The 24,492-nt window shown below is 64.2% G+C and carries 22 protein-coding genes and 2 pseudogenes; 9 read left to right on the top strand and 15 right to left on the bottom strand.

What is annotated here, in order from left to right:
* Position 1 precedes the first annotated feature (1 nt).
* The 3 genes and pseudogenes from ACSFBM_RS33710 to ACSFBM_RS33700 form a co-directional block, all read right to left on the bottom strand.
* Positions 2 to 1,267, bottom strand: coding sequence for a sensor histidine kinase (locus ACSFBM_RS33710; RefSeq protein WP_435488278.1), 1,266 nt, complete (start codon positions 1,265 to 1,267; stop codon positions 2 to 4).
* Positions 1,264 to 2,829, bottom strand: coding sequence for an ATPase domain-containing protein (locus ACSFBM_RS33705; RefSeq protein ID WP_435488277.1), 1,566 nt, complete (start codon positions 2,827 to 2,829; stop codon positions 1,264 to 1,266). The genes ACSFBM_RS33710 and ACSFBM_RS33705 overlap by 4 nt, the downstream gene beginning before the upstream one ends.
* 138 nt (positions 2,830 to 2,967) lie before the next feature.
* Positions 2,968 to 3,123: pseudogene (locus tag ACSFBM_RS33700) on the bottom strand (LysR family transcriptional regulator); the annotation flags it as partial.
* Positions 3,124 to 3,457: 334 nt separating this feature from the next.
* Between ACSFBM_RS33700 and ACSFBM_RS33695 the strand changes: the two are divergent.
* The 3 genes from ACSFBM_RS33695 to ACSFBM_RS33685 are packed head-to-tail and all read left to right on the top strand — an operon-like array spanning position 3,458 to position 6,100.
* A complete protein-coding gene (locus ACSFBM_RS33695; RefSeq protein WP_435488276.1) occupies positions 3,458 to 4,048 on the top strand; it encodes an undecaprenyl-diphosphatase in 591 nt (196 codons plus the stop codon).
* A 16-nt stretch (positions 4,049 to 4,064) separates the two neighbouring features.
* On the top strand, positions 4,065 to 4,721 hold the full coding sequence (locus ACSFBM_RS33690; RefSeq protein ID WP_435488275.1) for a response regulator: 657 nt from the start codon (positions 4,065 to 4,067) through the stop codon (positions 4,719 to 4,721).
* Between the two features lie 2 nt (positions 4,722 to 4,723).
* Positions 4,724 to 6,100 carry a sensor histidine kinase gene (locus ACSFBM_RS33685; protein ID WP_435488274.1) on the top strand — a complete coding sequence of 459 codons (1,377 nt, stop codon included), beginning with the start codon at positions 4,724 to 4,726 and terminating at the stop codon, positions 6,098 to 6,100.
* Positions 6,101 to 6,108: 8 nt separating this feature from the next.
* Here the strand turns inward: ACSFBM_RS33685 and ACSFBM_RS33680 are convergent, their stop codons facing one another.
* Positions 6,109 to 6,759, bottom strand: a complete 651-nt coding sequence (locus ACSFBM_RS33680) for a DedA family protein (protein ID WP_435488273.1) — start codon at positions 6,757 to 6,759, stop codon at positions 6,109 to 6,111.
* A 140-nt stretch (positions 6,760 to 6,899) separates the two neighbouring features.
* On the opposite strand from ACSFBM_RS33680, the gene ACSFBM_RS33675 reads away from it, so the two are divergent.
* From ACSFBM_RS33675 to ACSFBM_RS33665, 3 genes are all read left to right on the top strand, one after another.
* Positions 6,900 to 7,760 (top strand): hypothetical protein, encoded by an 861-nt coding sequence (locus ACSFBM_RS33675; protein WP_435488272.1) that lies wholly within the window; start codon positions 6,900 to 6,902, stop codon positions 7,758 to 7,760.
* Positions 7,747 to 8,532 (top strand): COG4705 family protein, encoded by a 786-nt coding sequence (locus ACSFBM_RS33670; protein WP_435488271.1) that lies wholly within the window; start codon positions 7,747 to 7,749, stop codon positions 8,530 to 8,532. The genes ACSFBM_RS33675 and ACSFBM_RS33670 overlap by 14 nt, the downstream gene beginning before the upstream one ends.
* 312 nt (positions 8,533 to 8,844) lie before the next feature.
* Positions 8,845 to 10,323 carry a glycosyltransferase family 39 protein gene (locus tag ACSFBM_RS33665; RefSeq protein WP_435488270.1) on the top strand — a complete coding sequence of 493 codons (1,479 nt, stop codon included), beginning with the start codon at positions 8,845 to 8,847 and terminating at the stop codon, positions 10,321 to 10,323.
* Between the two features lie 26 nt (positions 10,324 to 10,349).
* On the opposite strand, the gene ACSFBM_RS33660 is transcribed toward ACSFBM_RS33665, so the two are convergent.
* From ACSFBM_RS33660 to ACSFBM_RS33620, 9 genes and pseudogenes are all read right to left on the bottom strand, one after another.
* Complete coding sequence (locus ACSFBM_RS33660) at positions 10,350 to 10,736, bottom strand: YkvA family protein (RefSeq protein ID WP_435488269.1); 387 nt, start codon at positions 10,734 to 10,736, stop codon at positions 10,350 to 10,352.
* A gap of 13 nt (positions 10,737 to 10,749) precedes the next feature.
* Positions 10,750 to 11,133: a YkvA family protein gene (locus ACSFBM_RS33655; RefSeq protein ID WP_435488268.1), complete on the bottom strand. Its 384-nt coding sequence runs from the start codon at positions 11,131 to 11,133 to the stop codon at positions 10,750 to 10,752.
* A gap of 37 nt (positions 11,134 to 11,170) precedes the next feature.
* Positions 11,171 to 11,359 (bottom strand): hypothetical protein, encoded by a 189-nt coding sequence (locus ACSFBM_RS33650; protein ID WP_435488267.1) that lies wholly within the window; start codon positions 11,357 to 11,359, stop codon positions 11,171 to 11,173.
* Complete coding sequence (locus ACSFBM_RS33645) at positions 11,346 to 14,525, bottom strand: efflux RND transporter permease subunit (protein ID WP_435488266.1); 3,180 nt, start codon at positions 14,523 to 14,525, stop codon at positions 11,346 to 11,348. The genes ACSFBM_RS33650 and ACSFBM_RS33645 overlap by 14 nt, the downstream gene beginning before the upstream one ends.
* Positions 14,522 to 16,249 (bottom strand): efflux RND transporter periplasmic adaptor subunit, encoded by a 1,728-nt coding sequence (locus ACSFBM_RS33640; RefSeq protein WP_435488265.1) that lies wholly within the window; start codon positions 16,247 to 16,249, stop codon positions 14,522 to 14,524. The genes ACSFBM_RS33645 and ACSFBM_RS33640 overlap by 4 nt, the downstream gene beginning before the upstream one ends.
* Entirely contained in the window at positions 16,246 to 17,610 is a 1,365-nt protein-coding gene (locus tag ACSFBM_RS33635) for a TolC family protein (protein WP_435488264.1), read from the bottom strand. The genes ACSFBM_RS33640 and ACSFBM_RS33635 overlap by 4 nt, the downstream gene beginning before the upstream one ends.
* A gap of 137 nt (positions 17,611 to 17,747) precedes the next feature.
* A complete protein-coding gene (locus tag ACSFBM_RS33630) occupies positions 17,748 to 18,200 on the bottom strand; it encodes a hypothetical protein (RefSeq protein WP_435488263.1) in 453 nt (150 codons plus the stop codon).
* A gap of 273 nt (positions 18,201 to 18,473) precedes the next feature.
* The gene (locus tag ACSFBM_RS33625) at positions 18,474 to 18,923 is read right to left on the bottom strand and encodes a hypothetical protein (protein ID WP_435488262.1); all 450 of its coding nucleotides are present in this window, start codon (positions 18,921 to 18,923) and stop codon (positions 18,474 to 18,476) included.
* Positions 18,924 to 19,146: 223 nt separating this feature from the next.
* Positions 19,147 to 19,359, bottom strand: a pseudogene (locus ACSFBM_RS33620) (type II restriction endonuclease); the annotation flags it as partial.
* Positions 19,360 to 19,672: 313 nt separating this feature from the next.
* On the opposite strand from ACSFBM_RS33620, the gene ACSFBM_RS33615 reads away from it, so the two are divergent.
* Entirely contained in the window at positions 19,673 to 21,211 is a 1,539-nt protein-coding gene (locus ACSFBM_RS33615; protein WP_435488261.1) for a Fic family protein, read from the top strand.
* Between the two features lie 44 nt (positions 21,212 to 21,255).
* On the opposite strand, the gene ACSFBM_RS33610 is transcribed toward ACSFBM_RS33615, so the two are convergent.
* Both ACSFBM_RS33610 and ACSFBM_RS33605 read right to left on the bottom strand, forming a co-directional pair.
* On the bottom strand, positions 21,256 to 22,560 hold the full coding sequence (locus tag ACSFBM_RS33610; protein ID WP_435488313.1) for a heavy metal sensor histidine kinase: 1,305 nt from the start codon (positions 22,558 to 22,560) through the stop codon (positions 21,256 to 21,258).
* A gap of 98 nt (positions 22,561 to 22,658) precedes the next feature.
* On the bottom strand, positions 22,659 to 23,342 hold the full coding sequence (locus ACSFBM_RS33605; RefSeq protein WP_435488260.1) for a heavy metal response regulator transcription factor: 684 nt from the start codon (positions 23,340 to 23,342) through the stop codon (positions 22,659 to 22,661).
* 174 nt (positions 23,343 to 23,516) lie between these two features.
* Here ACSFBM_RS33605 and ACSFBM_RS33600 point away from each other — a divergent pair, with 174 nt between their 5' ends.
* Positions 23,517 to 23,912 carry a hypothetical protein gene (locus ACSFBM_RS33600; protein ID WP_435488259.1) on the top strand — a complete coding sequence of 132 codons (396 nt, stop codon included), beginning with the start codon at positions 23,517 to 23,519 and terminating at the stop codon, positions 23,910 to 23,912.
* A gap of 69 nt (positions 23,913 to 23,981) precedes the next feature.
* Entirely contained in the window at positions 23,982 to 24,407 is a 426-nt protein-coding gene (locus ACSFBM_RS33595; protein WP_435488258.1) for a hypothetical protein, read from the top strand.
* Positions 24,408 to 24,492: the final 85 nt, after the last annotated feature.

The raw sequence follows: 24,492 nt of genomic DNA, 5'->3' as shown, positions 1-24,492 counted from the left end.
GCTACGTTGCACCTTGTGCCGGTGGCAAATTCACCGGCAACGTGACATGGAACGTCGCCCCGGCATGACTCCCGGCGCTTTCCACCCGGATCGTCCCGCCGTGGTGCTCAACGATGTGACGGGCGATGGAAAGGCCCAGGCCCAGCCCTTGGGCGTTCGCCTTGAGCTGCTTCGTGAACGGTGTGAACACGTGCGGGAGTAGCGCCTCTTCGATGCCGCTGCCCGTGTCCGTCACCGAAACGGTGTACGTCTGCGCGTCGCAATGCAACCGCATCTCGATGCGTCCGGATGCCGGAGTGAACTTGACTGCGTTGGACAGAAGATTCCAGAACACCTGCTGCAGACGATGCGGGTCGGCCAAGAGTGGCAGTTCGCCAAGTTCGTCCAGTTCTGGAATCACGATGGAAATTTGCTTGGCCTCGGCGTGCGGCACCACGGCAGACACCGCGGCCTTGAGGACGTCGCGAAGCGACGCAGGGTGCATGTCGATGCGCAACTGGCCGGTGCGGGTTCGCGCCGCCTCGATGAGATCCTCGACCAGCCGCGCCTCGGTATTCACGTGGTACTTCATGTTGACCAGAGAGGCCCTGATGGCCTCCGGATCGGCGAGCGCACCACGCAGCAAGATCTCGATTCGCATGCCGAGCACGGACAACGGCGTGCGAAGCTCGTGCGACACGCTGGCAAGAAACACCTCTCGCAGTCGACTGAGCTCTTGAAGGTGCTCGACCGCCTCGGCGTGGCGGACCGTAGACTCGATCATGGTTTCGAGCAGTTCGGTGTACACCGTCATGCGCAACGCGGGAACGGGTGACTCCAACCGCACCTCCGCCCAAAGTCGTGCACCGTCGACACCGAGCTGACGGGCGATGCGCTCGCATCCCAGCGGCGTTCCGAAGGTGGCGAACGCCCATCCGTAGACGATCACCCCACGCACCTGGCCTCCAATCAACATTGGCACAGCCTGCAGGCGCAACTCGTCGCAAACGCTGGCGTACTGGGGGACACTCGTCTCAAAGACCTTGGCGGCGAGGTCTCGCTCGATCCTGTCGCCCAGGCGGCCCTCGTTCCATACACCTGCCGCCGCCAGCAGGCGCGCGACCTTCGAAGAGGCAAATAACCCGGCCTGCCTTTCGCAGTCCAGGTCGTAGGCGCAGACGCAAAGTTCGGTCGCCGCGGCGAAACGCGCCAAGGCGCGACGCCAGCCTTCCCAGTCCAACCCCGTCGGACGGTTCTCAGGGCTCTGGGCGTCGGCGCTGGCGTTCACTTGGTCGTCTCGGGAGGCAGCTCCGGTGAATCCGGCAACGCCTTGCCGTGCGCGACAGCGTCCTCGATCACCGGGCTCTTGCGCGACGGCGAGCGCGCCAGCAGCCCGTAGTAGGAAGAGAAAGGCAACTGCGGCACGGGTGCAGCGTCCTCTCCTTCGGCCGCCGATTCGTCGAGCAAGGAGATGCCGCCTGCGCCGATCACGTACTCCCGCGTCGTCTGGATGTTCTTGCTCCCGCGCACCTTCGGCACTGCGATCGCGCGACGCAGGCGCGTGGAGATTTCCACATAGCTCAGCAGAATGATGTTGTCGACCAGGTGCGAGCCTTTGAGCTCCTGGCTGATCTGAGAGACGCCCAGGAGCTCGGGACTCTCGTAGTTGAAGAACGCCGTCGCGAGCCGACCTTTGACGAAATCGGCCAGCGCATAGAGAAAGTCGGAGGCTTGGTCGGGACTCGCCATCTCGTAGACGGCCACCGAGTCGAAGACGATGCAGTCGATGCCCTCCTTCTTCACCAGCTTGGTCACCCGGTCGAAGTGCACGTCCAGTTCCAGTTCCAGGGGCGACTCGTAGTGAATAAAGAGTGAGCCCTGCCGAACCAGTCTCTCCAGGTCGAAGCCTAGGCTGGCCGCGTTGCGGATCAGCTGACGCGGATGCTCATCCAGGGTCACCAGCAGCGCCCTCCGCCCAGCCAGCACGGCCGTGGTGAGGAACTGCACGCCCAGAACCGTTTTCCCGGACCCGGAGATGCCGGTGACCATGGTGATCGAGCCCTCGTAAAGCCCGCCGGCCATCATCACGTCCAGCGCGGCGCATCCCACGGACACACGTTCGCTCGACGTGGGTTGGTCCTCATCGACCTTGGGCCGCGACTGAGCACGCCGATACACGTGAATGCCCGTGCCGGCCTCGATGCGCATCGAATGACTTCCACTGAGGAAATCCTGGCCGCGGGACTTGACGACCGCCAGGGTCCTATGGACTCGGCGACGCACTTCGGTGCGGGTCAGCGAGATGATGGTGTCGAAGACGAATCGCTCGTGCGCATGCGCTTCCTGCTTCGTTTCCGCGCGTTCTGCGGTGACAAGGGTCGTGACGCCGAGCCGGGCGAGACCTTCGACAAGCAGGTGAACATCCTCGCGAAACGGCTTGTCGTTGGCCTCGGCATAGAGCCGAAGCGGCGTCAGGCCATCGATCATCAACCTGCGCGCACCGATCGAGGCCAGCTCTGCGGTGAATGCTCCGTCCGCGGAGCGGAATTCATTTAGAAGAACCGCCGGCGAGGTCTGGATGATCTTGACCTTGCGCTCATCGATGAGCCGCTGCAAGTCCCAGTTGAACCCCTTGGCGTCCCGCAACAGTTTCTCGGGATCGAGCTCGAAGGAGACGATCACGCCGGGTTCGTCGTAGACGGCCGCACCGGCGTGAATGAAAGCCAGTCCCAGAGTGGTTTTTCCGGCGCCGGGGGCGCCTTCGACGAGGATATTGTTGTTTCGCTGAACGCCTCCCAAAAGCACCTCGTCTAGCCCTGGAATCCCGGTCCGCACGGGGTCTTGCATCATCTCTAAGTCCTTTAGAAGGTTGTCTTGGCGGATGGGACTGTACCCCTCAAAAGCCTCTTCTCGCGATGGGGGTCTACTGCATGTGAAAAGACGTACTCCCAGCGGGGCGTCTGGACGCTATGAAAAGTGAGCCGCTATGAAGATCAGAGGTCCATCCACTCGAATGTTGACATCTCGCCGTCGTTTCTCGAAGTCCCGGACATACAGCCCACCCGACTTTGGCATCCGCTGGTTGATGCACTGATGCGCAGTGCGATCGACCCGCGTCTTGGGAGTCGCGTGTGCCGTGAAGTGCCCAACCCAGAACATCGCGGGCGCAGTTTCGACAGTCCCAAGCTCTTCAGGCAACTACAGTTCTGGCCGGACAATGAAACCTCACTTGTCGCCCGCAGCCCTCTGAGACTGGCGGACGCCTGACAACACGGCCTCGAACGGCCAGATGGGAAATCACGCGAAGCTCAAAGGCAATCTGAAGGCACCTTAGCTGCGCGGCGACCAGACTGACCTGGCGTTGCCGATTGCTGGCCCGCTTCGAGTCGGCGAAGGGCAAGACGATCTGCTGCAGCCCTGTCTCTTTGCATATGCTTAAGTCGCATTTAAGCAACAACCGCCGAAGATCACGGGTCGCATGATCCTCAGCAACGCCCACTTGTTCGAACTCATCAACGCCGGCCCGCAGCCCGCACCGCTGACGCTGGCGTTTGCGCGCCTTTGCGCCCAGTGGCTGATCTTCACTCTTCCTGTCGTCGGCGGTGTACTCTGGTTGCGCGGAGGCCAGCGCACGCGGCTCGACCTTCTCTACATCGCGCTGTCCGTGCTGCTCGCGCTCGGCATGGCGCAACTGTTCGGCATGGCGTGGCCGTCCCCGCGGCCGTTCGCAATGCACATGGGTCATCAGTTCCTGGCGCATGTGGACGACCCGGGCCTGCCGAGTGACCACGTCACGCTGATATGGACGGTCGCGTTCGCAACGCTCGCTTCGGCACGCGGATCGTGGCTGGTGTTCCCGCTTCTGGCGCTCGGCCTTGTGGTTGGCTGGGCCCGTGTCTACCTGGGCGTGCACTTTCCTTTCGACATTGCCGCCGCACTGCCGGTGGCAATGCTCGGCGCTGCCCCGGCGTGGCGCCTGCGCAGCCGGCTCGAAAAATGGATGGTCGCGCTGCTGACGCGCTACGATGCCTGCGAGAGCGCCGCGCTCCACTTCCTGCATCGCGAATGAAGGCACCGGTCCATCCATGCGTCTGTTGCTCGTCGAAGACGATCCCATGATCGGCAAGGCCGTTCGCCAGGGCCTGCTCAACGCCGGCTTCGCCGTTGACTGGGCACACGATGGCGCGGCTGCCGAACTGGCGTTGCGCAACGGCGTGTACGACCTGGCAATCCTGGACCTCGGACTGCCCGTCAAGGACGGCATGGCGCTGCTCGACAGTGTGCGACGAGGCGGCAACCACCTGCCGGTGCTGATCGCGACCGCGCGCGATGCCGTCGCGGCACGTATCGCCGGGCTCAATGCCGGTGCCGACGACTACCTGGTCAAGCCGTTCGACATGGACGAGTTGGTGGCACGCGTGCGTGCGCTGCTGCGCCGACACGCCGGAAGCGGCTCTTCGTCGCTGAGCGCAGGCGACTTGGTGCTGGACCCGCTGCGCAAGACGGTCACCCAGGGCGGGCAACCCGTTGCGCTGTCGGCGCGAGAGTTCGCCCTGCTTGAAACACTGATGCAGCGTCCCGGCGTGGTGCTCTCGCGCGAGAAACTGGAGGAGTCGATGTACGGCTGGGGCGAAGAGATCGGCAGCAATGCGATCGAAGTGCATCTGCACTACCTGCGCAAAAAGCTTGGCGCCGCCGTCATCGTCAACGTGCGCGGCGTCGGCTACCGCGTCGCGGACTGATCTTGCGCTCGCTGCGACGCGGACTGCTGCAATGGACGCTCGGCGCCCTGGCGTTCGGCTCGATCGTGCTCGTGCTCGTGGCATACGTCTTCGTGCTCGACGAAATGAACGAAGTGCTGGACGAAAACCTGCGCGAAGTGGCCGCAGCAGTCGGGCGCTACCACGCCGAAGGGCAGGCCCTTCCGGCCATTGCCCAGGCCGCGCAACCGCGCACGCGCGCTCCGGACCAGTCGGACCTGGTCACGCGCGTCTGGCGGCGCGACGGCCAACCCGTCGGTGTTCCGGACGGCGCTCTCGCGTTCCAGTTTCATCCGGAGGCTGGAGCGCGCCGCGCGACCCTCGACGGTGTCGAATGGCGCACCTGCACCGTCGTCGAAGGCAACTTCGTGGTGCTGGCCGCGCAGCGCACTGCCGCCCGACAGGAGATGGCGGTGGAAGCTGCGTCCAAGCTGCTGCTCCCGTTGCTTCTGCTGGCGCTCATGATCGCAGGCTTGCTGGTGTTGGCGCTGCGCCGGGGATTGCATCCGCTGCACGAGGCAACTGCGCAGATCGCCCAACGCAACGCGCTCACGCTGGAGCCGATCGCGGGCACCGAAATGCCGCGCGAGCTGCAGCCGCTGGTCCGTGCATTCAACGGCTTGATGGACCGCCTGGGCGCCGCGTTCGCTCTGCAGCAGCGGTTCGTCGCCGATGCCGCGCATGAGCTGCGCTCGCCCGTCACCGCCTTGCGCTTGCAGATCGGTCTGCTCGAGCACACGCATGACACCCAGAGTCGCGCGGCCGCGTTTCGCGATGCACGCGAGGGCATCGATCGGCTGCAGCGCATGGTCGAGCAACTGCTTCAGCTCTCGCGCGCCGAACCCAGAGGTGAGAACCCTGGCCAGGAAGAGGTCGACCTCGATCAACTGGTCCGCGACACGGTGTCGGAACATGCGGCGGCCGCCTCGCTCCTGAAGATCGATCTGGGCGCGGTCGCCATGTCGAAGACCTCCGTGCTGGCAAACCCTCACGAACTGCGGGCGCTGCTGAACAATCTGGTGCAGAACGCTCTGCACTATTCGCCCGGTGGCAGCACGGTCGACGTGAGTTCGGCCATCGTCAACGGCGCCGCCGTTCTGCGCGTGACCGACAACGGCCCCGGCATTCCGCTCGCGGAACGATCCCGCGCATTCGATCGCTTCTTTCGCGGTGCCGGCCCGCATGTGCGCGAAGGCGATCCGGCCGGCAGTGGCCTGGGACTGGCTATCGTCAAATCGATTGCTGAGCGCCACGGCGCGACGGTGTCCTTGCATGAAGGTCCGCAGCAGACCGGACTGGAAGTGCGGGTGCGGTTCGGCGCGCCCACCGGACACGACAACAGCGCCGCCCCATCCGATTAGCAACCGCGTCAGCGAAGCTCTTTCCGGGCGCCCGACGAACGGGATGCGCCCACGGCAGCCACAAGGCCCGGCACCAGAACCAAGGCCCAGATGATCACTTCGAGGTGATCCTTCACCACCGGCAGGTTGCCGAAGAAGTAACCGGCCAGGCACAGTGCCACCACCCACAGGATGCCCCCGATGACGTTGAAGGCACTGAACCTGCCCCGGCTCATCTGCGCGACCCCGGCCACGAATGGCACGAAGGTCCGGATGAACGGCATGAACCGGGCAAGAACGATGGTCACGCCACCATGGCGGCCATAGAACGCGTGCGCTCGGTCGAAGGCCTTGCGATTGAGCCATCGCGAGCTTTCTCCCCGCAGCACCTTCGGCCCGAAGTAGCGCCCCAGCGCGAAGTTGAACTGATCCCCCGAAATGGCCGCCGCCAACAGGACCGGTACTGCGATTGCGCAGGACATGAGCCCGATGCCGCACAGCGCACCGACGATGAAAAGCAATGAATCGCCCGGCAAGAAGGGCGTCACGACCAGGCCGGTCTCGGCAAAGACGATCACGAAGACAAGCGCATAGACCCACAGTCCATACGCAGCAACGAATGCCTCGAGGTGCTTGTCGATGTGGAGTCCGAAATCGATGACGAGGCTGATGATGTCCATGGAGACCCGTGGTGACAGCAAATAGAGGTGCCAGCGAGACTAGGCGAGGGCGACTTAACCGCTGCTTAAGGTGCGAAGCCCCGGAGGCTGCAGGCCATTAAGTGTTTCTTAAGTCGCTCCATCTCACACTGGACCGCAACATGTTCCTGCTGCACTCACTCCAACGCCGCGTGACCGGTGTCACTGTTGCCGTCGTCATGGCGTTTTGCGCATCTGCCGTGCAGGCATCAGGCGCCGAAGACCTGAGCGGCAAGCTCCTCCTGTTGCACGGTTTGCTGGACAGGTCGACTTTCAAACGCCCCCTGATACTGAACGCGAGCGAGACGACGAACGGATTCAAGGGCGATGTGTACGCCATCGTCGATCATCCGGCTTCGGCGATCAGCTCGGCCCTGCGTACGCCCGAAGCCTGGTGCCAGGCCATGCTGCTGCACATCAACAATCGAGACTGCGCAGTATCGAAGAATGGCGGGCGCCCTGTCGTCGCGCTGAGCGTGGTGCGCAAGTACGACCGACCGGTCGACAGTGCCTTTCGCCTGGCCTTCGATTTCCATGTGGCCGACGCGACCCCACAGCACCTGGAGGTGGGACTCGGTGCGCAGGCCGGACCGCTGGGCACCGGCAACTACCGGATCGCCTTCGAGGCCGTGCCTGCCGATGCAACCCACAGCTTTCTGCATTTCTCGTACGCGTACGACGAGAACGTCCTTACTCGCACCGCCATGGAGGCCTACCTGGCCACCTTCGGCCGCTCGAAGGTCGGCTTCACGGAGATTGGGCAAAAGCCAGAAGGCCAACCCGAGTACATCGGAGGAACGCATGGACTGGTCGAGCGCAACGCAATGCGCTATTTCCTCGCGGTAGACGCTTACATCGGCGCCAGGGACGCCGTATCGCGAAGGAATGCCTGGTACACGGAGACGGAAAAATATCCGCGGCAGTTGCATGAAGTCGACCGCGGAACCTACCTCGCGCTCAAGGCCGCCGATGAGCATCACTGACGACACCGGAGCGCCAAGGCACATCAGCGTGGGCAAGATCGCAGAAGTCACCTTCTGGTTCTGGGTCATCAAGATTGCGGCGACGACGCTTGGCGAAACCGGTGGCGACGCGGTCACCATGTCGATGAGTCTGGGCTATCTCACCGGCACCGCCATCTTCGCCACGCTGTTCATTGTGGCCGTGGCGGCGCAGATCTCCGTCCGGAAGTTCCACCCCTTTCTCTTCTGGACGGTCATCATCGCAACCACCACCGTGGGAACGACCTTGGCCGATCTGCTCGACCGGTCGCTGGGCATCGGCTACCTGGGAGGCACGGCGATCCTGCTGACGTTGCTGCTCGCAACCCTGGCCCTGTGGCACCGCGCGATGGGGTCGGTCTCCGTGTCGGACATCTCGTCGCGCAAGGCGGAGATTTTCTATTGGACGACCATCCTCTTTTCACAGACCCTGGGCACGGCACTCGGCGACTGGATGGCAGACAGCAAGGGTGGCCTGGGTCTGGGCTACGAAGGTGGCGCCCTCCTTTTTGCTGCGGGACTCGCACTCGTGGTAGCCGCCTACAGGTGGACGAAGGTGTCGCACACGGTCCTGTTCTGGGTTGCGTTCATTCTCACGCGTCCGCTCGGCGCCACCGTGGGTGATCTGCTCGACAAGCCGCTCAGCAGCGGCGGTCTCGCGTTGAGCCGCTACACGGCTTCGGCCGCGCTGGGCGCTTTCATACTCGGTTGCGTTCTGCTGATTCCTCAGCGCGCCGAGCAGCGCCGAGACTGACCTCGGGACCCGAGGCGCAGGTCAGAGGCAGAAGGTTGCGTACCTGCCGAAGCTCGCGACGCGTTATTTGCCGCATGCTTCGCGTCGCGGTTTTGCAATGGCAGAGGACCGTCGGCGAACGCCTCCATGTTTGTCGCGGATTCGGAACGCCAAGTCAGCCCCTGGTAGGCCGGTCGTACTACAAACGGCTGCGATGAACTCTTGGCTGAATCCCCCGCCGGTCGTGCCCTGCCGGCGACCGCGCGACCTTTCCCACTGCACTGCGCGGTCCTTGCCGCACTCGGCATGCTGGTGGTGCTCTGGACCTTGCCCATGGCAACGTTCTACGAGACACCCCCGTGGGACAACGTCGAGGAGCTCTTCTGGGGCGGCAGCCTGGAATGGGGCTACTACAAGCATCCGCCGCTGCCGAGCTGGCTGATGGGCCTGCTGGTCTCCCTGGCTGGTCGTCAGGCTTGGCTGACCTACGCCGCAGGAGTGGGCTGCGGGGCAGGGGCTCTCTACATCCTGTGGCGCTGGTCGCTGGGCATGATGTCTCCCGCGCGGGCGGCGCTGGCCGTGCTGCTCGGCACGCTGGTGACCTACCACGTGCAGCGCGCGACCATCTTCAACCACAACACGGTGCAGCTGCTGCCGATGGCAGGCTACTGGTGGATGCTGTGGCGCGTGTTGCGCGCGCCGGCAACGGGGCGCCTCGACTGGCTATGGCTCGGTGTGTTCGCCGCGCTGTCGATGCTCACCAAATACAGCGCCGTGGTGCAGTTCGCGGTGGGCGCGGCCTTCATCGTCCGCGAGGGAGCGTGGCGCGATGCGCGCGTGCGGCGCGACCTGCTGCGCGCTGGCGCGGTGGCACTGCTGCTCATGGCGCCGCACCTGGTGTGGCTGTTGCATCATGGCAACCAGACCATCGGCTACGCACGGCACTCGGTGCATCCTTCGGGCCTGGCCGCGCACGTGCACTCCCGGCCGCTTCGCATCCTGCTGGTGCAGGTCGCGCGGCTGTCGCCGATGCTGCTGTTCGTCGCAGTGGCCTGGTTCACCCGCGAGCGCAGCCCGGGTGTGCGACCGGCGGCGCAGGATGGCTTCGACCGGCGATTTCTCGCTTGGGCGACCCTCGGGCCAGCGTGCCTGGTGCTGGCAGCGTCGGCCCTGCTGCAGACGCACCTGGTGGCGTCGTGGCTCAGCACCTTCTTCCTGCCGGCTGCGGTGTGGGCAGTGGCGGTGGTGCCGGGTCTCGAGGCAGAGCGCTGGGGCCGGCGCCGCTGGGCCGTCACGCTCGCCGCGGCGGCACTGTTGCATGTCGCAGGTTCGTTCGGTCAAGCTTGGGTCGACGGTGTCTGGAGCGCAAGGCACGGCTACATCACGCGTGCCAACCTGCCCTCGCGACAGATCGCCGAGGCCGTCGATGCCGTGTGGCGCGAGCGCGCTGGCGACCGTCCCCTGCGGCTGATGGTGGGCGACACCTGGTTCGCCGGCGCGGTGGTCCTGCACATGGACCCGGCCGTGCAGTTGCTGATCGACGGCGACCCGCGCACCTCGCCCTGGCTGTCCCCCGGCGCGCTGGCACGCGAAGGCGGCATGGTGCTGATCCTCGACACGCCGGAGTTCCGCTCAGAGGGAGCGCTGCTGGAGCCGCTGCTGGCCACCGCCAACTGCACCGGCAGCTTGCGCCTGCCCTGGGCGGGCGAGGACGACGCGCGCAGCGTGCGTGTGCGCTGGGGCATCCTGCCACCCGAGGGTGCGCAAGGGCTGCCAGGCTGCTTGCCGACCTCCTCTACCTCGTCGCCTTGACGTAGAGCGCCGAGCTCGCGTTCGTTTTACCGTCCCGCCCAAGCGACGAACCACGCCCAGAGCCACCCAGCGACTGCCAACAAAGCCAACGCCAGCATGAGCGTCGTCGACGCGCGGCTGAGCCAGCCGACGCAGATGTTGATCCAGTCGTCACTCCTCACGCGGCACTCTTGCCATACGCCTCGCGGCAGCATCCGTACTGCCAGCCATGAAAGGGCTGTCAGCAATACGAGGTCGTCCAAGTAGCCCGACATGGGCACCACTTCAGGGGGCCAGTCCACGGGACTCGCCGCGTAGACGACAACGAAAAGCCCGATGGCCTTCGCCGTGCGAGGCGTTTCGCGGTGCCAGCCGCTTAGACACAGCGCAAGCAAATTGCATGCGCAACGGCGCGGCCATGCGGCGGGGTTCATGGATGATTTCTCCTTATCGAAGCCACAGCCAGAAACCTACCGCAACACCGAGCCAGACTGCAAGAACAAAAGCGATGCCCCACGGGCTGCGCGGCTTGCCCTCGCCGCGCCGTATCCAGTCGTGCGCCTGCACACGGCATTCGACGAGTACCTCCTTCGGCAACAGGCGGATCGCCAGCCAGATCAGGCCGGGCAGCAAGAGGACATCGTCCAGATACCCTAGCACCGGGATGAAATCCGGGATCAGGTCGATCGGGCTGAGCGCGTAGGCGACGACAAAGGCCGCCAGCGCTTTGGGCAGCCATGAAGTGCGCGGATGGCGGCACGCAAACCACAGGGTCACAGCGTCGTGTTTGATACGGCGGGCCCATTGGCGGATTTTTTGCAGGATCGGCAACTGGAATTTCCTTGTGGATGGGACTGGCTTGCGGCGACTACAACTGCCGCGCTGCGACGACCTTGAAGTCGCCGCCAGCTTTGTTGCGAACGAAGGGCTTGTGGGTGTCGAGCACTCCTGCTTCTGCGACAAGCAGCGCCGCCGTGCTGACCGAGGCTGGGCACAGATACAGCAGTGCAATGCCAAAGGGAGCGCACCGTCGCTGCGGGCGATCAGGTTTGATCATGCCTTCTCGTCCAGAAAGCGCGGCGAGGTGTGTACTGATCGCGAGGCTTGCGCCGCCGGCGTATCAGGAGATAAGCGGCAGGAATCACGAACATCGACAGCAGCGGAGCGGTGATCATCCCGCCCACCATGGGCGCGGCGATGCGTTGCATCACTTCGGAACCGGTACCGGTCCCCCACATGATCGGGAACAGGCCCGCCAGGATGACCGCGACCGTCATGGCCTTGGGGCGCACGCGCAGCACCGCGCCTTCCCGGATCGCGTCCAGCAGGTCGGCGGTGCTCGTCTTGCCTTCGTCAATGCGCTCGTCCCAAGCGTGCTTCAGGTACAGCAGCATGATCACGCCGAACTCCGCCGACACCCCTGCTAGCGCGATGAACCCGACCGCGCCAGCAACAGAAAGGTTGTAGCTGAGCAGGTAGAGCAGCCAGATGCCGCCGACCAGCGCAAACGGCAGCGCCGCCATGATCAGCAAAGCCTCGTCGAAGCGCTTGAAGGTCAGGTACAGCAGCACGAGGATGATCAGCAGCGTGAACGGCACCACCACCTTTAGCTTCGCCGTAGCCCGCTCCAGGAACTCGAACTGACCGGACCACGACACCGCGTAGCCTGGCGGGAGTTTCACCTCCTTCGCAACGACGCGCTGCATGTCTTGCACCGCCGAGCGCAGGTCTCGTCCCCGGATGTCCACGTAGACCCAGCCAGACAGCCGCGCGTTCTCGCTGCGCAGCATCGGCGGCCCGTCGGTGACACGGATGTCCGCCACGTCCGAGAGCACAAACCGCGCGCCGCGCTCGGTGACGATCGGCAGCGCCCGCAGTTGCTCCAGCGAGTCCCGGATCTCCCGCGGGTAGCGCACGTTGATCGGGAAGCGCTGCAGTCCCTCGATCGTCTCGCCGATGTTCTCGCCGCCCACTGCCGAGGCGATGACCGACTGCACATCGGCTATGTTCATGCCGAACCGCGCAGCCTCGTCGCGCTTGATGTTCACGTCCACGTACCGGCCGCCGGTGAGCCGTTCGGCCAAGGCGCTCGACACACCCGGTACGTTTTTGAGCACGCGCTCGATCTCGCCTGTGATGTGGTCAATGGTGGCGAGGTCGGTGCCTGCCACCTTCACGCCCACCGGGCTCTTGATGCCGGTGGCCAGCATGTCGATCCGGTTGCGGATCGGGGGCACCCAGATGTTGGTCAGGCCGGGCACCTTGACGATGCGGTCGAGCTCCTCGACCAGCTTGTCCTGCGTCATGCCAGCGCGCCACTGCTCGCGCGGCTTGAACTGGATGGTCGTCTCGAACATCTCCATCGGCGCCGGATCGGTTGCCGACTCCGCGCGCCCGGCTTTGCCGTAGACGCTCGCCACCTCGGGAACCGTCTTGATCAGCCGGTCGGTCTGCTGCAGCAACTCGCCGGCCTTGCCCGTCGACAGGCCCGGCAGTGCCGAGGGCATGTAGAGCAGGTCGCCCTCGTCCAGGCGCGGCATGAATTCGCCACCAATGTGCTGCAGCGGCCACAGGCTCAGCACCAGCACGACCACGGCGCCCGACAGCGTCAGTTTCGGCCAGCGCAGCACTGCATCGAGCAACGGTTTATAGACCGCGATGAGGAGGCGGTTCAAGGGGTTGGTCTTTTCGTCGGGAATCTTGCCGCAGATCAGGTAGCCCATCAGCACCGGGATCAATGTCACCGAGAGGCCGGCTGCTGCCGCCATTGCGTATGTCTTGGTGAAAGCCAGCGGCGAGAACATGCGTCCCTCCTGTGCCTCCAGCGTGAAGACCGGGATGAACGATAGCGTGATGATGAGCAGCGAAAAGAACAGCGCAGGGCCCACCTCGGCGGCCGAGTCCGCGATCACGCGCCAGTGGGTCTCTGCGCGCAGCGTCTGGTCCGGGTGATCGTGCTTCCACTTCTCGATGTGCTTGTGGGCGTTCTCGATCATGACCACCGCAGCATCCACCATCGCACCGATAGCGATCGCGATACCGCCGAGCGACATGATGTTGGCGTTGACGCCCTGATAGCGCATCACGATGAAGGCCACCAAGATGCCGATCGGCAGCGAGACGATCGCGACGAACGCGGAACGCAGGTGGAACAGGAAGATGAAGCACACCACCGCGACGACGATGAATTCCTCGAGCAGCTTGAAGCCGAGGTTGCGCACCGCCCGCTCGATCAGATTGGATCGGTCGTAGGTCGGGACGATTTCCACCCCCTTGGGCAAGCTCGCCTGCAGCGTCTGGAGCTTTTCCTTGACAGCGGTGATGGTCTCCAGCGCGTTCTTTCCGGAGCGCATCACGATCACGCCGCCAACGGCTTCGCCCTCTCCATCGAGCTCGCCGATGCCGCGGCGCATCTCGGGCCCGACCTGAATGCGCGCCACGTCGCCCAGGCGCACCGACACACCGGCGTCGGTCGTCATCAACGGAATCTTGCGGAAGTCTTCCAGGCCCTGGAGATAGCCCGAGGCGCGCACCATGTATTCCGCCTCGCCGAGCTCGAGCACCGAGCCGCCGGTTTCCTGGTTCGCCTTCTGGATCGCCTCCACCACCTTGGTGTGAGGGATTCGGTAGGCGGCGAGCTTCTCGGGATCGAGCACCACCTGGTACTGGCGCACCATGCCGCCGATCGAGGCGACCTCGGCCACGTTGGGCACGGTCTTCAGCTCATACTTGAGGAACCAGTCCTGCAAGGCACGCAATTGCGAGGCATCCTGTGTGCCGCTACGGTCGACCAATGCGTACTGGTAGATCCAGCCCACGCCGGTGGCATCGGGGCCGAGCGAGGCTTTTGCGCCTGCCGGCAGGCGCGACTGCACCTGGTTCAGGTATTCCAGCACCCGCGAGCGCGCCCAGTAGAGATCGGTTCCATCCTCAAACAGCACGTAGACGAACGAGTCGCCGAAGAAGGAGTAGCCGCGGACCGTCTTGGCACCCGGCACCGACAGCATGGTCGTGGTGAGGGGGTAAGTGATCTGGTTCTCGACAATGCGCGGCGCCTGCCCCGGGTAGCTCGTGCGGATGATGACCTGCACGTCCGAGAGGTCGGGTAGCGCGTCCAGCGGCGTGCGCAAGACGGAATACACGCCCCAGGCGCTGAGCATCACCGTGGCCAGCAGCACGAGGAAGCGGTTGGCGATGGACCAGCGAATCAGCTTGGCAATCATGGTTTGCTTCCCGGGGTTGCGGGCGCAGCTGGCGTGGCGACCGGAGGGGCCTTGGAGTTCGCAGAGGTGCCAGCCATGGGAGCGTTTGCCGTGGGCGTCACTCGGGTCAGCTGAGGCAGGTCGTCCGTGTCGATGAAGAACTCGAAGCTCGCGCGGTCGCCGGGCTTCAAGTTGACTGGGACGCCGCCGGGCGGCAGCTTGAACTCCATGGTCATTGCCCCCCACTTCATCGTCGGGATCGGACCATGCGAGAAGGTGATCGCGTCCTTGGTCATGCTTTCCACCTTGCCTTCGGCCACATGCCTCGGGGTCGCCGCAGTCGGCGCGACAGGGGCCACTGCCGCCACAGGAACTGCAGCGCTCGGCGCGGTGTTCAGGCGCGCCTCGACACCCTTGAGGCTGGCCTCGGAGTCGATCAGGAACTGCGAGGACGCCACGACGCGCTGGCCGGCCTGCAATCCGCGCTTGATCTCGGTCTGACCGCCGCTTTCGAGGCCGATCTCGACGGCAACCGGCCGAAACCGGCCGTTGTCCTCCGCGAGCATGACGACCGAGCGCTTGCCCGTCTGGATGACGGCTTCGGTCGGAATCAGCAGCCCCTTGTCGGCACGCATGTTCGTGAACTGCATCGACACGAACATGCCGGGCACCAACCTGCCGGTCGGATTGGTCAGCTCCACGCGTGCCTTCAGCGTGCGTGTCGCCGGATTCACATCGGGAAGAAGGGCTTGCACCTTGCCGTCGAAGGTCTCGCCCGGCGCGGCAGACGTTCTGGCCTGCACCCTGACGCCTGGACGCACCAGTGCCGACTGGCTCTCGGGTACTTCGGCATTGGCCCAGACGGTGGCTAGGCCATTGATACGGAACAGCGTGGTGCCGGCGCTCACCGTCATGCCTTCACGTGCGGCCAGTTCCGTGACGACGCCACTGATGGGCGCAAACAGTGTGATACGAGGCTGCGTGCGACCGCTGCGCGCGACGAGGTCGATCTGCCCGTCGTTCATGCCGACTTGGCGCATGCGTTGGCGCGCACCGTCGACCAGCGAGGCCAGGTCGGTCCCGCGCATGCGCTGCACCGACAAGAACTCTTCCTGTGCCGCGATCCATTCGGGCACATAGAGCTCGGCCAGGGCCTGGCCTTTTTTCACCTGATCGAGCGTGGCGCGCACGTTCAGGCGTTCGACGTAACCGGTCGCCCGGGCCTGCACGATGACCTGGTCACGCTCGTTGAAGGCGATGCTGCCCACGGTAGATACCTGCGGCGATACGGCACCCTCGGCCACGAGAGCGGTTCGCACGCCCAGGTTCTGCTGCACGCGCGCGCTCACGGTCACAGTGTTCTGGTCGCCGTCACCACCTGCGTAGACGGGCGACATCATCATGTCCATGAAAGGCGACTTGGCCGGTTTGTCGAACCTGTTTCCCGGCACCATGGGGTCGTGGTAGTAGAGGATCTTCTTGCCATTGGCCGGGTCGGTGTCGCCGGCCTTGAGCCCTGCTGCCAAGTGGCGCCGCGTTGCGTCTTCTCCGGTTTCGTTGGGGGAGGCCGCAGGCACAGCCTCTGCGCTCGCTGAGGTTGTGGCCATCGTCGACGCAGCAACGGAGACGGTCGATGATGGGCCCATGGTTCTTCCGCGCTGCACCCCGAAGGTATAGGCGCCGAAGGCTGCGGCAGCGAGGATGACCACCGTGATCAGTCCGAGGACAAGAGGTTTTGTTTTCATTTCTGCGATCTTTTGGTCTCGCCCGCGGCCACAGGCGCGCTGGTATCAAGCGCGGGATGGTTGGCGGGAATCAGGAACTCGAGTTGGGCCCACAACGCGGCGGTTTCCATCTCAAGGCGAAGGCGCTCTGTGCGTGTGTCGATCTCCATGCGCCGCGCCTCGAGCGCGACGGCCAAGGTGCTCGCACCGCCTCGGTATGCGGCCAGGACCGCCTGAGTGCGTTCGGCGGCGAGTGGCATGAGCGAGCTGTCGTAGAGCGCGAGTCGCTTGCGGTTGCTCTGCCATTGCTGGAGCCATGAGAGCGCCTCGGCAGCACTCTCTCGCGTCGTTTCCTCACGCTGGGCCTGCAGTTGCTCGACCGTGGCCAGCTTGGCTGCCAGTTCTCGCTCCTGGCGATTCTTCTGGTCCCACTGCAGTGGAATGGACACGTTGAGCGAGACCATGTTCGAGTACGCTGGGCCGCGCTGGTTGTACATCAGCTCGACGCTCCAGTCGGAGCGCTTGTTGCTTTGCGCGATGTCAGCTTCCGCGCGCGCCACGGCTTCCTGCCGCGCCATCAGCGCGATCTGCGGATGCTCACCGATCTGGGCCTCCAGATCGCGGGCGTCCAGACGCACGGAACCCAGATCGGGGAGCGTGGCCGAGGGCTGGGACGTGCCCGGTCCCACCCAGCGCGCCAGACGCGTCTTGGCCGTGGCGATCTGGCGCTCCTGCGCAAGGATCCGATCGTCCAGTTGCGCTAATGCGGAGCGCGCCGTGAACACGTCAGCCTGTGTGCCACGGCCGCCGCGATAGGCGGCATCGGAGCCCTCGATCTGCAGGTTCAGCTCGGAGCGCTGCGTTTGAAGCAGGTCCCATATTCGACCCTGGTAGTAGCGATCGAGCCAGGCGATTGCGGTGTCGCGGCGCAGGTTGGCCAGGGCCACGGCGCGACTTCCTTCGGCGACCTCGGCTTCTCGGTCAAAGCGCGCCGCACGGGCCTGGCGCTTGTCGGAGCGGGTGAACTCCTGTATCACCCCAATCGAGCGCATCGTCATGAAGTCGCGCGTGAGGTTGAAGCGGTCGCTTCCATTGACCGGCAGGTTGTTGATACCGGCCTTCAACACCGGATCGGGCAGTTGCCCGGCGGCCACGGCCATGGCGCGTGCAGCGCCTGCGGCCGAGTCTTGTGCGACGAGTTGGCACGAACGCTCCTCGGCGAGCCGCAGCGCTGCGTCGAGAGAGAGCGTCTGCTGCGCGAAGGCGCTCAGGCTGATGGTGCTCGCGCAGAGCGTTAACGCGACAACCCAAAGGCTGGCGGGGCGAAAGGGGCGGCGCGCGGATCGCACGATCGGCGCAGCCTGAAAAGAAGTAGGGAACATGGAATCTCCTGACGAACCTGCGAGTAGGTTGTCGGGCCGCGCTGGTGCGCCGAGCACAGCTCGACGAACACGGCAAGGCACGATCGACGCGTCGCACCGGCCCATAACGGGCGGTCGACACAAGGTCGGTCAGGCGATCAAGTTCGGTAGACGCAGTGCAGGATGGCGTGCGGAGGCGATGCCGCAACCAGTGCACTCAGGGAAGCCGCCGCAGGGCGGGCGGGGGGCGCCGTCTCGGGCACCCAAGGGGTCATGGGGTAGAGGACCGACAGCAACACCGTGGGGACCGTCAGTGTGGAAGCGTGGTCGCTTTGCTGCCCGTACTTGCAGTGTTCGGCACACAGATTGCTGGAAGCCGTGTCTGTTCCACCGACCATGTCCGCGCACGGCGACTCTTGCATGGCGGAATCACGGGCGCTGTCCGTTGCAGCGGCGGCATCTTGTGCCATCTGCATGGACATCGCGGAGGACGAGTGACCCGCCAGACTCACGGAGAGCGCCGGACAAGCGTAAGCGGCAATCGCCAGCTGCGAGAACAGCAGCAAGCCAATCAGGCCACGGGCCACCAACCGAACCAGTGCGCGTGTCATCGCTGCGCCCCTGGCAACGCCAACACAATCACAGGCCGAACGCAGGGTGCGTTGGCGAGCCGTGTGACGAGGGTTGCATTGATGGCCATGGAAAGAAGGCGTGAAACGCTGCTGATGGAATCAGTGCTTGCGAGGTGATTGCACGAATTCTAGGCCTGTCGCGCAAGAAATGGGGCAAGCCGAGGCGACATGCACGGCTTGCGTTGGCGCGAGCGTCGTAGGCAGCGCTCAAATCTCCAGCAGCCTTCGCCCGCGGATTGGCCGGCCCCTAGATCATCGGCGAACCGTCGTGAGCGCGTCCGGCAGTTGGCCTTGCTGGGTGAGGCGCTCTACCGGCGTGCCGAACTCCGGCTGCTCACCACGAAGGCGCGCGTACTCCGCAGCGGCTTGTCGGTAGGCCGGGCGAGCCGTGTCGGCACCCGCTTCACCGTTCGTGGCCGCAGCCAGACCCGAACGCATCCAGGCCAGCGTGTCGGCCTGGACCACCGCCCGGGTGTTGGAGGACACACTCACGATGGCACGCGGGTTGCCCTCAGGGTAGCCCTGATCCACGGAGGTCTGCAGCCAGCGCTGCGTGTCCGAGGCCACGGCCGAGCGGCTTGTGTTCGAGGTCATCGGCGCCGGGCGGGGATCGCCTTCGGCATAGTTGCCGGCCAGTGCGGGGCCGGCGATCGCGCCGAGCAGTGCGGCCAGCATCAGGGAGGTCTTGAGTGAAGTCTTCATGTTCGGTCCTTTGGCAATGAGAGGGTTGGCATTTGCGGAGGTGAGCAGTCAGTGACTTTTCTCCTTCCGATGCATGGACTCTAGGCCGCAGGTCTGCGAGTTACCGCACGCGCAGATTACAGTTGCGTCATCTGCTGGACGCGTTGAATTTCCGTGGTTTTCGGGTGCCGGCGGCAGGCGCAGCAGGCATGGGTTGGGTCCCCAAGATTCTTGGGAACACGAGACGCTCCGCCACCGATCCCACGACGGTCTCAAGAGAAGATCCACGAAACGCGCTGCCGAAGGTCCCCGCATCGATGTCTTTGACCACCTGGGCCAGCCCGCGGCGGATGGAGCGGAAGTTTTTCAGTCGCTCGTTCCACAGGAACCAAGAGTTGTAGGTGCTCAACGGATCGGTCTTCCAGTGACCGATGAGAACTTCAAGACGGATGGACATGGACAGGATGAGACGGGGCGTATGGCGCGACGCCTGAGATTGAAGCACGGCGCGCCGAAATCAGGTGCGTCACCTTCTCATAAATCTCTAGCGCTCGAAGTGCAGCATAATCTAGCAATCGCTTCACAATTAAATCTAGCAATCGATCGGCATCGAAACCTAGCAGTCGAGCGCTATCGGCCCCCCACCGACTATGCGAGCATGAAACATGGTCACCCGTCCGACCTCGGCTTCGCCTAAGGCCAGCCCCGCGCAGCGGCGGTAGGCCGCGGCCCTGGAAGCACTGCATGGGCTCCAGGCGCAGGGCCTTGACGTGTTCAACACGGGCCAGTTTTCCCGCACCGACCGCGAGGCGCTACTCGCTGCGAGGTATCTCCAGCCGGTGATCCAGGGTTGGTACATGTCCGCGAATCCCTCGGCCAAGGCAGGCGACACGACGCCCTGGATTGCTGGAATGAAAGACTTCATTGCCGCCTACTGCAATGCCCGGTTCGGCGCCGACTGGTGCGTGTCGGCGGAGTATTCGCTGAAACTGCACGCCGGCACGACCTTGCTGCCCCAGCAGGTCGTCGTTCATTCGCCGCTGGGCAAGAACGGGGTGCTGGCCCTGCCCAACGGGTTCTCGCTCATGGACTATCAGGCGAGGGATTTTCCGGGCCCGGACCGGCGCGGCAGCGTCGGTAACATCCGCACGATGACGCTGGCCCAAGCTCTCTTGAAGGCGCCCGAGAACTTCTTCAGGGCCTCCGCCCAGGATGCACAGGTCGTGCTGTTGTCCGTCAGCGATGCATCGGAACTTAGCCGTCTGCTCGCCGAGGGCAACCACAGCACGATCGCCGGCCGGCTTGCCGGCGCGTTCCGGGCGGTGGGTCGAGGTGCGATCGCGGACGACATCCTGGGATTCATGCGCGCTTTGGGCAACAAGGTCACTGAATTCAATCCGTTCGAGATCCCGCCGAGGATTGTCCCGGGCGATCGCATCGAGTCTCCCTGTGTCTCCAGGCTGCGGCTCATGTGGGCCTCGATGCGCGACGACGTGGTAAAGGCCTTCCCGCAGCAGCAGCCCGGGCCTCCCGGCGACGTCGACGTATTCATGCGCGCGATCGAAGATGTCTATGTCACTGATGCCTACCATTCGCTGTCCATCGAAGGCTACCGAGCCACGCCGGAATTGATCCGTCGTGTGGCGAGCGGGGATTGGAACGAGGACATCCACGAGCAGGACCGGCAGTCCAGGGATGCGATGGCGGCGCACGGCTACTGGCTGGCGCACAACGAGGTCAAGGCTTCTATCCGGAAGATCTTCAGCGGCGCAAACGCCGGTGACGTCCTCAAGGGCGATCATGGCGCCTGGTTCCGCGCGATGTTCGCGCCGAGCGTCACCGCCGGGATACTGGCGGCGACGGACCTGGCGGGCTACCGCGCGCACCAGGTCTACATCCGCAATGCCCAACATGTACCGCCGCCGCGCGAAGCCGTGCGCGAGATGATGCCTGTGCTCTTCGAACTGCTGCGTGACGAACGCTCGGTCGCGGTGCGCGCGGTGCTGGGTCACTTCATGTTCGTCTTCATTCACCCTTACATGGACGGCAATGGCCGACTAGGGCGCTTCATCATGAACACGCTGCTGGCCTCGGGCGGTCTCGCCTGGACGGTACTACGTCTTGAAGAACGCGACCGGTACATGGCGGCGCTGAACGCGGCAAGCGGCCAGGGTGACATCAGGCTATTTGCGACATTCGTCGCCCAGAGTCTGGCTGCTGCGAGGGACGCGCAGGCCGATTCGCTGCACGACAATGGCGCCTTGGACACCGACATCGAAGAAGACGATCCGCAACGCCCGCGCGGTTGACGGCTGCCGATAGCGCGTCAAAGCGGCGCGCGTCCCAAGTCGAATCAGCCCTCGGGCAACCCCAGAGAGAAGCTGATCTCGGTGACGCCCGATCGAGACGTCGCGCGAGTCTGCCCGCCGTGCATCCGCGCGATCGCGGCGACGATCGCTAAGCCCAGTCCATGGTGCTCTGATGAATCGGTGCGAGACCGCTCCGCCCGGAAGAACCGTTTAAAAAGATTGGGCAACACGTCGTCGGCGACCGGCTCGCCACGGTTGGCAACCTTGACCCAGACCCCGTCGGGCTGCGTGTCGATCACGACGGCAATCGTGGAGCCCGCCGTCGCATACCGGCTAGCGTTGCTCAGCAGGTTCGACAACGCCCGGCGCACCAGACCAGCGTCGATGCCAATACTCGCATCGCCGCTGACATGCACCTTCAGCCCGACGTCTTCCAGCGTGGCCTCGTGAAAATCCAGCACCGTTCGAACTTGGTCGGCCAGGCTGACCGGGGTCGAGCGACGCGCAACGGTACCTCGGTCCGCTTTGGACAAAAAGAGCATGTCGACCACGATCGCGGAAACGCGCCTTGCCTCTTCCAGCGCCGACAACAAGGCGTCGCGCAGTTCCTCGGCCGACCTTGGCCGTGCCAGCTCGACCTCCACCATTCCGATCAGGTTGGCCAGCGGCGTGCGAAGTTCATGCGCAACGTCTGCATTGAACGATTCCAGCTGCTGATAGGCCTGTTCGGCACGATCGAGCACTGCGTTGAATTGCGTGACCCATGGCGTGATCTCGGAGGCATAGGGTGCGGGATCGATGCGCCGCCCCGGGTTTGCAGGCCCCGTGGCCTTGGTTTGTTGAACGAGATTTTGTAGAGGCTTCAGCCCCCGCCGCACCAGAAGCGCCCCCGTCAGCGAGATGATGCCGGAGCCGAGAAAGACTGCACCGACGAGGGTCCAGGCAAGTCGCGCCAGGAGATGGGCATCCTCCTGGACATCGATACCAAGCTGCAGGTGCATGGTTGCATCGGTCGACGGCGCCTGTGATTCCTGCGTTGACATCCAGAGCCAGCGCGCGGACGCCCGAATTGGCGTCGATGAGTAGATGATCTCGTTGCCGCGGCGCAGCACCAGACTGATTTCCGCATGGGTCGAGAAGAAATCATCCAGCTTGTGGCGCAGCCCGTCGCGCCCTGCTTCATCGCGCGACTCCTGGATCAGGTGCTTGATCAATTCGGACTGACGCTCGAACTCACTGGTCTGCTTGACCTGAAAGCTCCATGCAGTGACAGCATAGATCGCCATGCACACAAGGCTCAGGCCGATGAAGGCCTGTGCAGCAAACCAGCGAGACAAGGCCGTTTGAATGGAGCCAGTGCTCTGTGCATGCCTGGTGGCGCAAACGCCTGGCCCAGCGGCCGTAGGGGCAGCGATAACTTCGGGCGTAGCGATGACTTTCGCGAAACTCACGATGCGCTACCCTGCCGGCTCTCCAGCACATACCCCATGCCGCGCACGGTGTGCAGCAGTTTTTCCTCGAATGGATCGTCGATCTTGCTGCGCAGGCGTCGTATGGCTACTTCCACGAGGTTTGTGTCGCTGTCGAAATTCATATCCCAAACCTGCTCTGCCAACTGCGTGCGCGAGAGCACGTTGCCTTGGCGGCGCATGAGCAACGTCAGCAATGCGAATTCTTTGGCGGTCAGCTCAAGGCGCTGTCCGTTGCGTGACGCTTTGCGCGCGTTCATATCCAGCGTCAGGTCCTTGAGCACAAAGCTCGACACTTCATGCAGCTTGCCGCGGCGCAGAAGCGCCTGGATCCGGGCGAGCAATTCGGAGAAGGCGAACGGCTTGGAAAGATAGTCGTCTGCTCCGCTTTGGAGTCCGCGCACCCGGTCCGCCACTTCGTCTCGGGCCGTGAGCATGAGCACCGGCATCGACTTGGATCTGCGTACCGCATCGAGCACGGTGAAGCCATCGATGCCCGGAAGCATCACGTCCAGCACCAGCAGGTCGTAGTCGCCGTCGAGCGCAAGACTTCGCCCTTCGAGACCGGAACGCGCCAAATCAACCACGAAGCCGCTTTCGGTGAGGCCTTTGACGAGGTAGTCGCCCAGTTTGTGTTCGTCTTCGATCACCAGTATTCGCATCCCCGAAATGGTAGGGCGCGAGATGACGCTTTGGGATTACTTCTTTGTAATCCGGATGGAGGGCGATTGTCGGCCTTGCTTCCTAAAGTGCCCACATGCCGGTCAACAGGCTGGCATCGTCGGCGCGGGGTCGTTGCTGGCGCATTCAGTGCATTTCATCGAAGGAGACACATCATGAACAAGCGTCAAGTCCTCCCCTTCCCCCTCGTCCTGGCCATGGGCGCAGGTGTGGCATTCATAGCGCCGTTGGTGGCGTCCGCCGGACCTACTCACTTCGCACCGAACGAAGCGGGCGTGATGTACCACCCGAACGAAACGGGTCCCGCCCAATCCGACGCCCGGGTGGCCGCCGATCTGGCCAATGCGCAGGCCAAGCCCGAGTGGGCGGGCATGTTGCGCTGGGGATCGATGAGCACCCCAAAGGTGGGATCTGGTAAGTCGCGTGAAGAAGTGTTGGCCGAACTGCAGGCCGCGCAGACGCAGCCCAACTGGGACGCGGCATCGCGACTCGGCGCGTCCCTTCCTGTGCCCGAAGCGAACACGAGCACCGCTCGTGCAACGCAGCCCTGAGCATTTCGCACAGGACTGGATACACGCACAGGTCGCTACTGACACACTACCGCACTTAGAATTCTCCGTATGCACCGGGTTCGCCTGTTCGTTCTTTTGATCGTGATGTTCGCCGTGCCCTTCCAGGGGTACGCGGCGGCAGCCATGATCTTTTGCGGGCCCGGACACGCTGGTGCGATGGCGCAAATGTCCGTCGAGTTGCCGGGGATGCACGACCATTCCCAACATCCGCATGCGGACGGGCATGGTGACCATCACCACGAGACAGGGCAGTCAGCCAAGCCGCCCGCCAAGGAAACCACCGCCAAGACGTCGAGTGCGGAGCCTGACGCGATGCACAAATGTGGCACCTGCGGCGCCTGCCATGCCACGGCGCTGACCAGTACGCTGGAACTGGCTGTTTTCCACGACTTCCCTCACGCTGATCTGGCGGAGCCGGCCATCACCGTGGCCACGCTCGCGCCGCGCGTACTCGACAAACCTCCTCGCGCTTAACGCGTTCGTGCGCCTGTGACCCGCGTCACGGGCCGCTGCGAACGCTCATGCATCGCCTGCGTCATGCCTTTTCGGGCAGCTCTGA

Origin of the sequence: Variovorax pasteuri (assembly GCF_051216435.1) — a bacterium.
Taxonomy (GTDB): Bacteria; Pseudomonadota; Gammaproteobacteria; order Burkholderiales; family Burkholderiaceae_C; genus Variovorax.
The sequence above is the reverse complement of the archived record's forward strand: the minus strand, read 5'-3'. Positions and strand labels throughout refer to the sequence as shown.

What these genes read in the sequence shown, in the direction of transcription:
- ACSFBM_RS33705 (WP_435488277.1), bottom strand. Translation starts at nt 2,829, where the DNA reads ATGATGCAAGACCCCGTGCGGACCGGGATTCCAGGGCTAGACGAGGTG.
- ACSFBM_RS33640 (WP_435488265.1), bottom strand. Translation starts at nt 16,249, where the DNA reads ATGAAAACAAAACCTCTTGTCCTCGGACTGATCACGGTGGTCATCCTC.
- ACSFBM_RS33675 (WP_435488272.1), top strand. Translation starts at nt 6,900, where the DNA reads ATGTTCCTGCTGCACTCACTCCAACGCCGCGTGACCGGTGTCACTGTT.
- ACSFBM_RS33605 (WP_435488260.1), bottom strand. Translation starts at nt 23,342, where the DNA reads ATGCGAATACTGGTGATCGAAGACGAACACAAACTGGGCGACTACCTC.
- ACSFBM_RS33630 (WP_435488263.1), bottom strand. Translation starts at nt 18,200, where the DNA reads ATGACACGCGCACTGGTTCGGTTGGTGGCCCGTGGCCTGATTGGCTTG.
- ACSFBM_RS33670 (WP_435488271.1), top strand. Translation starts at nt 7,747, where the DNA reads ATGAGCATCACTGACGACACCGGAGCGCCAAGGCACATCAGCGTGGGC.
- ACSFBM_RS33625 (WP_435488262.1), bottom strand. Translation starts at nt 18,923, where the DNA reads ATGAAGACTTCACTCAAGACCTCCCTGATGCTGGCCGCACTGCTCGGC.
- ACSFBM_RS33680 (WP_435488273.1), bottom strand. Translation starts at nt 6,759, where the DNA reads ATGGACATCATCAGCCTCGTCATCGATTTCGGACTCCACATCGACAAG.
- ACSFBM_RS33645 (WP_435488266.1), bottom strand. Translation starts at nt 14,525, where the DNA reads ATGATTGCCAAGCTGATTCGCTGGTCCATCGCCAACCGCTTCCTCGTG.
- ACSFBM_RS33650 (WP_435488267.1), bottom strand. Translation starts at nt 11,359, where the DNA reads ATGATCAAACCTGATCGCCCGCAGCGACGGTGCGCTCCCTTTGGCATT.
- ACSFBM_RS33635 (WP_435488264.1), bottom strand. Translation starts at nt 17,610, where the DNA reads ATGTTCCCTACTTCTTTTCAGGCTGCGCCGATCGTGCGATCCGCGCGC.
- ACSFBM_RS33690 (WP_435488275.1), top strand. Translation starts at nt 4,065, where the DNA reads ATGCGTCTGTTGCTCGTCGAAGACGATCCCATGATCGGCAAGGCCGTT.
- ACSFBM_RS33660 (WP_435488269.1), bottom strand. Translation starts at nt 10,736, where the DNA reads ATGAACCCCGCCGCATGGCCGCGCCGTTGCGCATGCAATTTGCTTGCG.
- ACSFBM_RS33695 (WP_435488276.1), top strand. Translation starts at nt 3,458, where the DNA reads ATGATCCTCAGCAACGCCCACTTGTTCGAACTCATCAACGCCGGCCCG.
- ACSFBM_RS33595 (WP_435488258.1), top strand. Translation starts at nt 23,982, where the DNA reads ATGCACCGGGTTCGCCTGTTCGTTCTTTTGATCGTGATGTTCGCCGTG.
- ACSFBM_RS33665 (WP_435488270.1), top strand. Translation starts at nt 8,845, where the DNA reads ATGGCAACGTTCTACGAGACACCCCCGTGGGACAACGTCGAGGAGCTC.
- ACSFBM_RS33600 (WP_435488259.1), top strand. Translation starts at nt 23,517, where the DNA reads ATGAACAAGCGTCAAGTCCTCCCCTTCCCCCTCGTCCTGGCCATGGGC.